General features: G+C 49.0%; 12 protein-coding genes and 1 other RNA gene. 2 read left to right on the top strand and 11 right to left on the bottom strand.

What is annotated here, in order from left to right; genetic code table 11:
- The first annotated feature begins 283 nt into the window (after nucleotides 1-283).
- A complete protein-coding gene (locus C7R92_RS04555; RefSeq protein ID WP_017247595.1) occupies nucleotides 284-970 on the top strand; it encodes a TerC family protein in 687 nt (228 codons plus the stop codon).
- 118 nt (nucleotides 971-1,088) lie between these two features.
- Here C7R92_RS04555 and C7R92_RS04550 read toward each other — a convergent pair whose 3' ends face one another.
- From C7R92_RS04550 to cymR, 7 genes are all read right to left on the bottom strand, one after another.
- Entirely contained in the window at nucleotides 1,089-1,283 is a 195-nt protein-coding gene (locus C7R92_RS04550; protein WP_228088569.1) for a hypothetical protein, read from the bottom strand.
- A 27-nt stretch (nucleotides 1,284-1,310) separates the two neighbouring features.
- Nucleotides 1,311-1,517, bottom strand: a complete 207-nt coding sequence (locus tag C7R92_RS04545) for a hypothetical protein (protein ID WP_007717618.1) — start codon at nucleotides 1,515-1,517, stop codon at nucleotides 1,311-1,313.
- 34 nt (nucleotides 1,518-1,551) lie between these two features.
- Entirely contained in the window at nucleotides 1,552-2,031 is a 480-nt protein-coding gene (locus C7R92_RS04540; RefSeq protein WP_017247593.1) for a PRC-barrel domain-containing protein, read from the bottom strand.
- Between the two features lie 74 nt (nucleotides 2,032-2,105).
- Entirely contained in the window at nucleotides 2,106-4,367 is a 2,262-nt protein-coding gene (recD2, locus tag C7R92_RS04535) for an SF1B family DNA helicase RecD2 (protein ID WP_106833384.1), read from the bottom strand.
- Nucleotides 4,368-4,447: 80 nt separating this feature from the next.
- Nucleotides 4,448-6,112, bottom strand: a complete 1,665-nt coding sequence (locus tag C7R92_RS04530; protein ID WP_069850478.1) for a methyl-accepting chemotaxis protein — start codon at nucleotides 6,110-6,112, stop codon at nucleotides 4,448-4,450.
- Nucleotides 6,113-6,280: 168 nt separating this feature from the next.
- Nucleotides 6,281-7,426, bottom strand: a complete 1,146-nt coding sequence (locus C7R92_RS04525; RefSeq protein ID WP_106833383.1) for a cysteine desulfurase family protein — start codon at nucleotides 7,424-7,426, stop codon at nucleotides 6,281-6,283.
- A 27-nt stretch (nucleotides 7,427-7,453) separates the two neighbouring features.
- Complete coding sequence (gene cymR / locus C7R92_RS04520) at nucleotides 7,454-7,873, bottom strand: cysteine metabolism transcriptional regulator CymR (RefSeq protein ID WP_017247589.1); 420 nt, start codon at nucleotides 7,871-7,873, stop codon at nucleotides 7,454-7,456.
- A 97-nt stretch (nucleotides 7,874-7,970) separates the two neighbouring features.
- Between cymR and C7R92_RS32235 the strand changes: the two genes are divergently transcribed.
- On the top strand, nucleotides 7,971-8,144 hold the full coding sequence (locus C7R92_RS32235) for a hypothetical protein (protein WP_016739245.1): 174 nt from the start codon (nucleotides 7,971-7,973) through the stop codon (nucleotides 8,142-8,144).
- 16 nt (nucleotides 8,145-8,160) lie between these two features.
- Here C7R92_RS32235 and C7R92_RS04515 read toward each other — a convergent pair whose 3' ends face one another.
- From C7R92_RS04515 to aspS, 4 genes are all read right to left on the bottom strand, one after another.
- Nucleotides 8,161-9,519, bottom strand: coding sequence for an AAA family ATPase (locus tag C7R92_RS04515; protein WP_069850483.1), 1,359 nt, complete (start codon nucleotides 9,517-9,519; stop codon nucleotides 8,161-8,163).
- A 6-nt stretch (nucleotides 9,520-9,525) separates the two neighbouring features.
- On the bottom strand, nucleotides 9,526-10,281 hold the full coding sequence (locus C7R92_RS04510; protein ID WP_017247587.1) for a tRNA threonylcarbamoyladenosine dehydratase: 756 nt from the start codon (nucleotides 10,279-10,281) through the stop codon (nucleotides 9,526-9,528).
- A gap of 93 nt (nucleotides 10,282-10,374) precedes the next feature.
- Nucleotides 10,375-10,556: non-coding RNA, 6S RNA (ssrS, locus tag C7R92_RS04505), on the bottom strand.
- Between the two features lie 50 nt (nucleotides 10,557-10,606).
- A complete protein-coding gene (gene aspS / locus C7R92_RS04500) occupies nucleotides 10,607-12,397 on the bottom strand; it encodes an aspartate--tRNA ligase (protein ID WP_106833382.1) in 1,791 nt (596 codons plus the stop codon).
- Nucleotides 12,398-12,401: the final 4 nt, after the last annotated feature.

The raw sequence follows: 12,401 nt of genomic DNA, 5'->3' as shown, positions 1-12,401 counted from the left end.
ACTATGTAATTACAAGAGGATATCTCCAAAGGGGAGTAGCTTTTTCGCAACATAGTCGTCATTACGGGATTTTTCCCCGGCTATGTTGGCAACATTTTCGTAAATGTTGTAAGCAAGACCTTTGCCGACCAGGTAAAAGGTCTATTTTTGTTATTTAAACGACCTTTTCCTGTCCCGGGAAAGGTCGTTTTCTTTTTCGCCCCTTTACACACACTACAGGAGGTATCAAGAAAACGGCCAGCGGATTATTCGCTTCTAAAATGGATTAGGAGGAGGAGTAGAAATGGATTTATTGTTAAGCCCTGAGTTTTGGACTGCATTACTCTCTATCGTTATCATCGATCTGGTGCTGGCCGGGGACAATGCCCTCGTCATCGGGATGGCGGCTCGTAACCTGCCTGCTCATCAACAAAAGCAAGCTATCATCTGGGGAACGGTTGGTGCAATTGTCATTCGTGCATTGGCGACACTCGCTGTCGTTTGGTTACTAAAAATTCCTGGTCTGCTGCTTGTAGGTGGTTTGATTCTCATTTGGATCGCCCTCAAGTTGCTGGTTCAAGATAATGGTCATGAGAATATGAAGGCAAGCGGAACACTTGGAGCAGCGATTTGGACGATTATCGTAGCCGACACGGTAATGGGCTTGGATAACGTTATCGCGGTTGCTGGTGCAGCACATGGTGATTTCCTTCTGGTAGTTATCGGTTTGATCATCAGTGTTCCGATCATGGTTTGGGGTAGCACATTGATCTTGAAGCTGATCGAGAAATATCCGATCGTTATTTATATCGGTTCTGCCGTATTGGCGTATACCGCTGCGAACATGGTAACGAGCGAGAAGTTCCTCACACCATTCTTTGCCGCTTACCCTTGGGTAAAATGGTTATTCATCGTAGCTGTTGTGGTTGGTGTCCTGTTGATCGGACGCATGAAAAGCCAACAGCAAAAACGTTTGGCAGAACAATCTTAATGCAAAGCAAGACTCCGTCGTTTTACGCGACGGAGCTTTTTCATGTATGGCGATGTAAAAAAAGCACCCGAACACAGTGTATGTTCGGGTGTTTATTTACGTTCCAATTCACATTTTGTTAACGAGTCACGGCACGCATCAGCTTGCGACCTGATTTCCACATACGCGTTACATCACGCATGGAGAAGGGCAACTGATTCCAATTCAATGAAAACCGACTGCGACGTCGCGGAGCCATCCAATAGCCAATGATCGCCACAATTCCGCTTGTGGCCAGAACCCGCAACAGGCCTCGAATGAACAAGCGTGCCACCTCCATTGGTTTTGCCGCTCAAATCCACTACATATTCAAGTGAGCGGTTACTGTCTGATCCTCAATAAACAGATCGTTGAGCGAATGCAAAGATCCATCTTCCTCAACCTGGTAGACAGAAGCGATCTGCTCATTGGAAACGCTCATTTCTATAAAGCAGTTCCAGCAATAGTATTGATTGGTTCCAATCTTTCCTACGTCTTTGGAACTGCAATTCGGGCATATGACACGCATCACGCTTTTCCTCCCTTTCACGCCTGGCCACGAACTAGTCCGGCACGATCAGGTTTTCTTCCCCGACGATAACGGATGCTGGTGCAGGGAGGCGCTTTCGTCCTTCCGTAATATCTGCAAGCCAGCCATTCGATAGTTCGTACCCTACAAGTTTCTCCCAGTTGGCTGAAAAGTAAACGTCTTCCAGCCTCCCCAAACACTCTCCGGATGCGGTAATCACCGCTTTTCCTTTTAACTTCGTCTTTCCCGTCACAATGCCGACAGGCTCTAGTCCGGCGAGATGAGGTAAGGGCGTGATCGCGTCTTTTCCCGATACGGTAAGGCAGGACTCCCCGACCGCATGAATATGTTCGGTAGGAATATAGGTACCTGATTGGAACCAGCCCTGTTCGCTCAGCAAGACTCCTCGTACATGCCAAGTGGAGTCGCAAAGAATGTCGCGCACGGTTCCAATCGTCTCACCTGTTTGAAGGCAAACAACTGGCAATCCGACTGCATCCATTGCCTTGCGCATGTGGGACATCCCCCTTCCGCCTTGTTAGTATCAGGCGAAATGGACACGTCCATTCGGCGCAAATGGTTCCAACTTCACTCTTGCTTTAGCCGTTCCTCCAGGTAACTGTACCGTACTCCCTCCTCATCAGACTCTACAGCAGCGCGGAACGCATCCGGCTCTCCACACATGATGAGGAATGATTTGCTCCGGGTAATCCCGGTATAGACCAGCTTACGTCTGAGCATACGGTAGTAGCTTTTGACAAACGGCATGATCACAATCGGAAATTCGCTGCCTTGAGACTTATGAACCGAGCAGCAGTAGGCAAGCGTCAGCTGATGATAATCCGAACGCTTGTACACCACTTCCCTGTTATCAAAGGCAGCGACCAGCATCTCCTGGTTCTCCGCATTTTCATTCGGGAAAAAGATGGCGACGATCTCACCCATGTCACCGTTAAACACCTGTTCTTCAGCATTGTTCACCAATTGCAGAACCTTGTCTCCTGTACGGAAAGTCGTCTCACCGAAAGTAACTTCACGCTTTTGCGGCGTTTTCGGATTAAACAGCTCCTGCAATTCTTCATTCAACCGGTTCACACCGGCATTACCTTTATAGATAGGGGCTAATACCTGAACATCTTTTGCCGTATACCCTTTTTTTACGGCTCCGAAGCAAATTTGTTTCACTGCTTCCGGAACTTCTTGTGGCAAACTTGTGAAGAATCGCCGATCCGGGGTGGTGTGAAGCAAATCTGCCGGTACATTCCCCTTGCGTACATCATGGGCCAACCGAATAATGGTTGATTCTTCTGCTTGCCGATAAATTTCTGTCAGCTGTACCAAAGGTAGCAATCCAGATCGAATCATATCCAATAGGACGTTGCCTGGTCCTACGGAAGGTAACTGATCAGGGTCACCTACCATGATGATCTGCATGTCATCTGGAACCGCACGAAACAATTGATTGGCGAGCCAGATATCAACCATGGACATTTCATCCACAATTAATAGCCGGCCACGGATTGGGTGCTCCGCATCATGTTCGAAGCTCTCCCCTTTGTAACCGAGTAAGCGATGGATAGTCATTGCTGGTAAACCCGTAGTCTCTGTCATACGTTTTGCTGCACGTCCAGTAGGAGCTACAAGTACGATCGGGAACGGATTTTCTTCGTTGTATTTTTTCAAGTCCAGAGACAATCCATGAAGCTGAGAAAAGACACGACAAATCCCTCGAATGACTGTCGTTTTCCCCGTCCCAGGCCCCCCTGTGAGAAGCATCAGACCTGCTTTGATCGCCTGTTCGATGGCATCACGCTGCGTCTGGGCATATGTAATCCCAAGCTCATCCTCGACCGCCCCTAACGCACGGTAAAATTCCGATGTCGGGAACGTACCGAATTCATCCCGCGCAGCGAAGTGACGTAGTCTTTTGGCAAGACCGAGTTCGGCAAAAAACAGTGAAGGCAAATACACCCGCTCATCTTCCCAGGCAATTTTACTCGACACAAACAGGGCTTCCACTGCCAGTCGAATATCGTCTCCAGAAAAGACGTGCCCGCCGCACTCTTCGAGAAGGCGCAGTGTTTTTTCACACAGCTCCTCCACAGGCAAATAAACATGTCCCTCTGAATACGAAGCCTCCTGCAACATAAAGAGAGCTGCCGCCTTCACACGTTCTTCTGAGGAAGCATCGATTCCAGTTGCTCGTGCAATGTCATCTGCCCGCTTAAAGCCGATTCCAACGACATCTTCAATCAACCGGTAAGGCTCTTCCTTCAGTACCGTCATCGTTTCCAGCTTATAGGTCTGATAAATACGCAGCGCCATGTTCACACCAATGCCGAAGTCGTACAAGAAAACCATGGCACTTTCCAAGGAACGATGCTCGACTACTGATTCATAGATTGTTTTGGCACGTTGTTCAGAAATGCCTGGTACCTCAGCCAATCGCTCCGGGAAGTCCGCGATAATCGACAGCGCATCTACCCCAAGCTGCTCGACAATTCGTTTGGCCATCTTTTTTCCGATCCCTTGAAACAAGCCACTGGCTAAGTATCGCTCAACCCCTGCCAATGTTTTCGGTGTTTCACGTTCATAGCGCTTTGCTACGTACTGCTGGCCAAAACGAGCGTGTGTCTTCCATTCCCCGTAAAAGGTGTACAGCTCATCTGGATGTGGCCGAGGAAAATTACCGACAATAATGACCTCCGATTCTTTAATCGATTCGGTAGTCTCTTCTATCTTTAGACGGATAACTCCGTACCAGGTTTCATCATTGTAAAAAATTTCTTGAGAAACAAATCCTCGAATGTAGGTTTCCGCAAACAGCGAGATTGACTGCTGCTCGTCCATCTAAACGCCTCCTGACATAAAAACCGTTCCAGAAAGGAAAAATCCACTTCTCTTGAAAGTGGATTTCTCATATGCTCGTCTTAAATTGTAAATCGTTTTACTTGTTCTGACAACTGCTCGGCCATTTTCGCAAGTGTTTCTGATGCTGCCGTCATTTCCTCGGATGTTGCAGACTGTTCTTCGGACGCTGCTGCCACTTCCTGTGTATCTCTGGCCGCTATTTCCGCAAGTCCAGCTATTTTTTCGGAGTGACTCACTAATTGGACTGTATCGCGATGAATCCCTTGGGCTGCATCGTTCATACGATGTACTTGTTGGCTGACGTCTTGAACGGCCACCAAGATTTGCTGGAAGCTGTCTCCTGCCTGGGCCACTCCTTCGCGTCCATCCTGTATAGCGACTGCAGTCGTTCCCATTGCCGATACAGCGGCGAGAATATCTGTATGGATGGTATGAATCAAGCCTGCGATCTCTTCGGCAGCCTCACCCGATTGCTCAGCCAGCTTACGTACCTCCTGGGCAACAATCGCAAAGCCTCGTCCCTGTTCCCCCGCCCGTGCAGCCTCGATGGCGGCATTCAAAGCTAATAGATTCGTCTGGTTGGATATTTGACGAATGATCGTGATGATTCCCATGATTTGCTCGGATTGAGAGCCAAGCTCGCGGATAACCTGCTCCGTACTACGGGCATGATCCGTGATTTGATCCATTTCTTGTACGAGCTCTTGCAGCTTGCCTTCACCAACCTGTGCCAATCGATTCGCGTCTGTCGCATCAGCATTTACTTGAGAAGTCGAGGCTGCAATGAGTTGGATATCTCCACCGATGCGAGACAAAAAGCGTACTGTATCCGTCACCGTTTGTTTTTGTTGTTCGGAACCTGTAGCAATTTCCGAAGAAGCCATGGAAATCTGTTCGGAAGCACGTGCACTTTCTGTCGCACTCGCTGTTAATTCTTCCGAAGATGCCGCTACCTGCTGGGCTACTCGCTGCACCTCGTTGACCATGCTGCGAAATACCCCCATCATCTCATTGTACATCGACGATAATTCCCCAAGCTCGTCTCGGGAACGGACAGTCACTTGCGTGGTCAAATCCCCTGTCTCTGCACGCTTCATTGCCAATACCAGCTCTTTTAGCGGTCGTACCAGCTTGTTGACAATAAAAATGCCTGTGACCAGCGCTAAGGTGGCACTTATCAGGTTGAGGAGAAACATCATCGGGCGACTGCTCTCAATCGTCGTCAGCAAATCATTCTCGTAGCTGCCAATGGCTAGAATCCACCCGTTTGGCAGCTGCTTATACGCCGCCACTTTGGTAGAGCCGCCGAAGTCATATTCGATCCATCCGTTTTTTTGAGCGAGCATGATTTGCGTGAATTCTTCATTCGCCAAAGAAGTATTCTCGACTTTCGGGTCTGGATGAAAGATGGCAATTCCACTCGCATCCAAGATATAGGCGTAGCCAACCATGCCATTTGGCTTGTAATATTTTTCGGCCACCTCGCGTGTTATTTCATTAATTTTCTGTCTGTTCCCCTCATTAATCGTTGCATCTTGAGCGTATACAGCCAGCTCACGTGCCTTCATTTCCGTTATGTATTGCAAGTCAGAAACAGCCAGCTTGTATAGCGCGCTGCGTGCATTTTCAAATTGGATATAGCCGACGACCATTAATGGAAGCATGGTTAGGATTAGTATCGTAAACACTAGTTTGTAGCGAATAGAGTAGCGTCTGGGCAACATGAAAGTCCTCTCCTTATCGGATGATCCGAATTGTATAGTTCTTCAGGATTAGTACCACAGCATCATTTTACCATCCTCTTCCACAATTCACCACAAACTCCAATAAGAAACCCGCTTTTGCTCAAATGAAAAAACCGCTTGGCTTATCCAAACGGCTTTCATTCTACGTTATTCGCGTACCAATCGCTTTACAATCCCAGCAACCACTGTAGCAGCTTGTTTCGCCTCTTCCACCGTATTCGTCATTCCAAAGCTGAAACGAATAGCTGAATGCAGAATCTTCTCGTCCACGTGCATCGCTTTCAGCACGTGTGACAGCTCTAATGATCCGGATGTACAAGCTGAGCCGCTCGCTGCTGCAATTTTGGCGATATCCAGATTCATCAGCATGGTTTCTGTATGTGCACCAGGGAATGACACATTAAAAATATGTGGCAAAACCTGCTCGCTATGTCCATTCAGGCAGAACGTAATTCCTGCTTCCTGCCAGACTGCGATCATCGCTGCTTTCATCTGCTCATACTTTTCAACCCGCTCCGCCATTTCCTCGCCAGCGACCTTTGTCGCTTCGGCAAACCCAACAATCCCGGCCAGGTTTTCCGTTCCCGCTCTGCGTTTGCGCTCTTGTGAACCGCCGTGCAAAATCGGGGAAAACGGGACCTTACGCGCTACATACAAAGCGCCGACTCCTTTTGGACCATTAATTTTATGAGCGGATACCGAGAGCATATCAACTGGGAGCTTCCGTGCATGGATAGGCAGTACACCAAAAGCCTGTACGGCATCCGTATGAAAAACAATCCCTTTTTCACGCAAGAAGGTACCGATTTCCTCGATTGGCTGGATCGTTCCTACTTCGTTGTTCCCGTACATAATGGACACCAGTACCGTATCCGGACGAACCGCTTGTTTTAGGTCTTCCAAGCGGACCATGCCTGTCTGGTCAACAGGCAAGTACGTCACTTCAAATCCAGCCTGCTCCAAAAATTCACAAGCATGCAAGACTGCATGGTGCTCGATTTGCGAAGTAATGACGTGACGACCACGTTCACGCTGTGCCATTGCTGCGCCGATGATTGCCATATTGTCCGCTTCTGTCCCGCCACTCGTAAAGATGAGCGATTGTGGATCAGCATCCATAAAGTCGGCAATCGTGTCTCTCGCATGCTCCAACGCTTTTCGCGCTTCGCGACCTGCACCATGGACACTGGATGGATTCCCGAATACTTGAGTCAAATAGGGAGTCATTGCAGCAACTACACGCGGATGTACCGGCGTAGTCGCTGCGTGGTCAAAATACATTAGATCTGACACTGCTGTCACCTTCTACCAACTTATATTCTAGATATAAAACATATAATTATCGGCAGGACCATCGTCTTCAAAGCTGATCAAGTCCTGAAGGGAAGTCGAATCCAGAACAGCAGAAATACTATCCCGAATACGCAGCCACAAAAAACGCTTAGCCGGGTCTTCTTCCTCTGCAAATTCCACAGGGCTGATCGGTCCTTCCAGCACGCGAATCACATCACCAGCAGAAATCTCATCTGGCTGCTTTGCCAGAACGTAACCGCCATATGCGCCACGAATGCTCTTTACCAAACCCGCGTTACGCAGAGGTGCAATCAATTGCTCCAAATAATGCTCAGACAAATCGTGTTTCTGGGCGATGCTCCTCAGTGAAGTCGGCCCTTCTCCGCAACGGTTGGCCAATTCCATCATGATCGTCAGCCCGTAACGTCCTTTCGTCGAAATCTTCACGTTAACAACTCTCCTCTTTGTATCGGTAATACGCGCCCGCCCCCTACATGTCTTCTGTATCGTGGGACACACTAACATCTTAGGGGGTGATATGCAGATGACAACGAACAAACGCTCGGAACGAGGTCCCAACCACCCGTCCGAAACCTTGTACGACCAACCCGCAGGCACGATTGCTCACAAAGCCCGTTACGGAGCGAGTGAGCAGAGCAAACAACCGAATGAAAACGGTGACTTGCCCAATAAACCAGGCGGAAACGTCCGCACGTAAATGTTAGCTCCCCCTATTATTCGGGGGAGTTTTTCCTTGGCAATCCACGTCCATCCATCTTCTGTCTTTCTTCCTGGAAACGGCGAATGTGACGCTCATAGCCGTGATCCTTTGGCTGGTAGAACGAGTAGTTTACACCGTCAGGCAGATACTGTTGAGGTACATACCCATATGGATAGTTATGCGGATACAGATATCCCTGACCGTGTCCCAGCTTCGCAGCTCCCTTATAAGCAGAATCTCGCAGATGAATCGGTACTTGCTTGTGACCATCCGTTCGGATACGATCCAACGCAGAATTAATTCCGTTGTAAGCGGCATTGCTTTTGGGGGCAGTTGCCAGGTACGTCGTCGCTTGTGCTAAAGGGATACGCCCTTCAGGCATCCCCACCAATTCTACCGCCTGAAAGCAGGACATCGCAACTGTGATCGCTTGCGGGTCTGCATTGCCGATGTCCTCTGAAGCCGAAATGACCAAACGGCGAGAAATGAACCGCGGATCTTCTCCGGCATCGATCATTCTCGCCAACCAGTAAAGAGCTGCGTCCGGATCAGAACCACGAATGGATTTAATAAAAGCGGAGATCGTGTCGTAATGGTTGTCCCCACTCTTATCGTAGCGTACAGCCCTGCGTTGAATGGATTCTACTGCGACGTCCAGCGTCACCGTAATTCGTCCATCCGCTCCTGGTTGCGTCGTTGTCACTGCCAGTTCCAATGCGTTCAGCAAACGTCTGGCATCCCCTTCCGCGTATTGAACCAAATGCTCTGCCGCTTCCGGTTCTACGGTGACAAATAGCTCCGCCAATCCGTTTTCTTCATCAGTAAGCGCCCGATCCATGACCTGCTTCAATTCCTCATGAGAAAGCGATTGAAGGGAAAACACTTGTGAACGCGACAAAAGCGCCGGATTCACCTCGAAAAAAGGATTCTCCGTCGTAGCGCCGATCAAAATGATCGTGCCTTCCTCCACATAAGGAAGAAGGGCGTCCTGTTGCGACTTATTAAAACGGTGAATCTCGTCTACGAACAACGTTGTCCGCTGACTGTCCATGACGAGCCGCTCCTTTGCCGCATCTACCACTTTGCGGATGTCAGCAACACCGGCCGTAACGGCATTTAACTCGGAGAAATGCGTACGTGTGGTCCGGGCAATGACTTTTGCGAGCGTTGTTTTCCCTGTACCAGGAGGTCCGTAAAAAATAACAGAGGACACTTGATCTGCTTCAATCGCGCGTCGGAGCAGCTTTCCAGGAGCCAAAATATGCGATTGCCCGATTACATCTTGAATCGTTTGCGGCCGCATCCGTGCAGCCAATGGCTTCTGTTTGCCGCCACCCTGCTGGTCGTAGGCAAACGTGAATAAATCATCCATGTTCCACTATCCTTTTACAGGCTGCCACTCCAAAATATCTCTTGCCACTACACTGGCCAAAATTAAACCAGCCACAGAAGGCACGAAAGCATTGCTTGCTGGAGGCATCCGCACTTTGCTAATCGGTGAATTCGGGTTGGAAACGATCTGTTCGCGTACATCTACACGTACGGTTACGGGAATCTCACGGGAATATACCACTTTTACCCCTTTGTAGATACCGCTTTTCCGCAGCTCACGACGAATGACCTTTGCAATCGGATCATAACTTGTTTGGGAAATATCGGCAACCTCAAAACGGGTCGGATCCATTTTGTTGGCCGCACCCATGCTAGAAATAATAGGGATATTGCGACGCTTCGCTTCTTTAATCACATGGAGCTTCGCGGACATGGTGTCCATGGCATCCACGATGTAATCCAGTTCATGCTCAAACAGCGCATCCGCTGTTTCTTCATTGTAGAACATATTGAGAGTTACGACCTCGCACTCAGGATTGATCGTCGCAATACGCTCCTTCATGAGCTCAGCCTTTTTTTGACCGACTGTGTTCAGCGTCGCATGGATTTGGCGGTTGATGTTCGTGATATCTACTACATCCTTATCTACCAAAACGAGCTTGCCTACACCTGTACGCGCGAGTGCTTCTACTGTAAAGGAACCGACTCCGCCAATTCCTAATACAGCAACGCGGCTATTTTTCATTTTTTCCAAACCTTCGGGACCGAAGGCCAATTCACAACGAGAAAATTGATGAAGCATATTTCGTGTCACCTTTCATTCGCAAGCGAGATTATTAGGGTTGTTCAACACGCACTTATAGTCAATCGGAAAAGTAGGATTGAAGTAGAAAAAAGGAGCCCCATTATGCCGTGTTGCTCCTTAGTTTTGAACCTGCTCATCGCAGGTGGGTGTCTTGCCGAACTGTTACAGACGTCCACTCTAAGGAGGCATGCCTTTACAATCACGGACGAAAAACTCCCTAAACAAACTTTGTGGCTCAAAACTATCGGATGTCACGAGCATAGCAGGGCTTTCATCATAGTATTACCAATGTATCAAAGAGCAATGCAGTTGCGCAAGTCGATTACGCTTCTACCTTTTCTTCTTCTGTGACAATTGTTGCAATGGACAGCTCTTTCAATTGTTTTCCGTCTACTACATCTGGAGCGTTTACCATCAGGTCGCTCGCACTTGCTGTTTTCGGGAATGCGATGACTTCGCGCAGGTTAGTGCGACCAGCCAAGAGCATGATCAGACGGTCCAAGCCAAGTGCGATTCCACCGTGTGGAGGTGTACCGTATTCGAATGCATCCATGAGGAAGCCGAATTGTTTACGTGCCTCTTCTGGTGAGAAGCCAAGTGCGGTAAACATTTTTTCTTGCACTTCGCGCTTGAAGATCCGCATGGAACCTCCGCCGAGCTCGTATCCGTTGAGAACCATGTCGTACGCTTGTGCGCGCATTTTACCTGGATCGGTGTCGAACAGGTGCAGATCTTCGTCTTTTGGACGAGTAAAGGGATGGTGCAGGGCAACGTAGCGTTTTGCATCCTCATCCCACTCAACCAGCGGGAAGTCTACTACCCAGAGGAATGCGAACTTGCTTTGGTCAATTAGGCCAAGTTCAGCACCCAGCTTCGAACGAAGGGCACCCAGTGCATCTGCTACTACTTTTGGTTTGTCAGCAACGAACAGGAGCAAGTCGCCTTCTTCTACCGCCAAGCGTGCTTTCATCTCGTTGATTTCTTCTTCTTTAAAGAACTTCGCAATTGGCCCTTTGATCTCGCCGTCTTTGAAGCCAATCCAAGCCAAGCCTTTCGCGCCATAACGGGAAGCGAATTTGCCCAGGTCGTCTGCTTCTTTACGGGAGTAGTGTCCGCAACCTTTTGCGTTGATCGCTTTTACTTGTCCGCCGCCAGCTACAGCTGCTGCAAACACCTTGAAGTCGCTTGTCGCAACCAGATCAGATACGTCTGTCAGCTCCATGCCGAAGCGTACGTCTGGTTTGTCAGAACCGTAACGCGCCATTGCATCCGCATACGTGAGACGAGGGAATGGAGTCGGTACGTCTACACCAACCGTTTGCTTGAATACGTGAGCAACCATCTTTTCCATCATCGGCAGGATCTCTTCCATAGACAGGAAAGAGGTCTCAATGTCGATTTGGGTAAATTCAGGCTGACGGTCAGCACGCAGGTCTTCGTCACGGAAGCAACGAGCGATTTGGTAGTAGCGCTCCAAACCGGATACCATCAAAAGCTGTTTGAACAGCTGTGGTGATTGTGGCAGTGCGTAGAACTCGCCTGGATGTACACGGGAAGGCACGAGGTAGTCACGTGCGCCCTCAGGCGTACTCTTCTGGAGAATTGGTGTTTCGATTTCCAGGAAGTTGTTCTCATCCAGGTAGTCACGGAACGCTTTCGCTGCTTTGCTGCGCAAAATCAGGGAGCGCTGCATTTCTGGACGGCGCAAGTCCAGGTAGCGGTATTTCAGACGAACTTGTTCATCTACATCGATCTCGTCTTCAATCAGGAACGGAGGCGTTTTTGCATCGTTCAAGATTTCGATTTCAGAGATGTGCACTTCTACTTCGCCGGTTTTCAGCTTCGGATTGATTGCTTCTGGTGCACGGTTTACAACTTTCCCTTTTACAACCAGTACGTATTCGCTACGCACTTTGTCAGCCGCTTCCCAAGCTTCTTTGTTGTACTCCGGGTTGAATACGATTTGGACGATGCCTGTGCGGTCACGGAAGTCGATGAAGATGACGCCCCCGAGGTCGCGACGCTTTTGTACCCATCCGTTCAGTACGACTTCTTGCCCAACGTGTGCTGTTGTTACTTCTCCACCATGTACGGTGCGATATTGCCAAGACATGATC

Source organism: Brevibacillus porteri, from assembly GCF_003013475.1.
GTDB classification, from domain to species: domain Bacteria; phylum Bacillota; class Bacilli; order Brevibacillales; family Brevibacillaceae; genus Brevibacillus; species Brevibacillus porteri.
The sequence above is the reverse complement of the archived record's forward strand: the minus strand, read 5'-3'. Positions and strand labels throughout refer to the sequence as shown.

What these genes read in the sequence shown, in the direction of transcription:
- C7R92_RS04515 (WP_069850483.1), bottom strand. Translation starts at nt 9,519, where the DNA reads ATGGATGATTTATTCACGTTTGCCTACGACCAGCAGGGTGGCGGCAAA.
- C7R92_RS32235 (WP_016739245.1), top strand. Translation starts at nt 7,971, where the DNA reads ATGACAACGAACAAACGCTCGGAACGAGGTCCCAACCACCCGTCCGAA.
- C7R92_RS04530 (WP_069850478.1), bottom strand. Translation starts at nt 6,112, where the DNA reads ATGTTGCCCAGACGCTACTCTATTCGCTACAAACTAGTGTTTACGATA.
- C7R92_RS04540 (WP_017247593.1), bottom strand. Translation starts at nt 2,031, where the DNA reads ATGCGCAAGGCAATGGATGCAGTCGGATTGCCAGTTGTTTGCCTTCAA.
- C7R92_RS04555 (WP_017247595.1), top strand. Translation starts at nt 284, where the DNA reads ATGGATTTATTGTTAAGCCCTGAGTTTTGGACTGCATTACTCTCTATC.
- C7R92_RS04545 (WP_007717618.1), bottom strand. Translation starts at nt 1,517, where the DNA reads ATGCGTGTCATATGCCCGAATTGCAGTTCCAAAGACGTAGGAAAGATT.
- recD2 (WP_106833384.1), bottom strand. Translation starts at nt 4,367, where the DNA reads ATGGACGAGCAGCAGTCAATCTCGCTGTTTGCGGAAACCTACATTCGA.
- C7R92_RS04510 (WP_017247587.1), bottom strand. Translation starts at nt 10,281, where the DNA reads ATGCTTCATCAATTTTCTCGTTGTGAATTGGCCTTCGGTCCCGAAGGT.
- aspS (WP_106833382.1), bottom strand. Translation starts at nt 12,397, where the DNA reads ATGTCTTGGCAATATCGCACCGTACATGGTGGAGAAGTAACAACAGCA.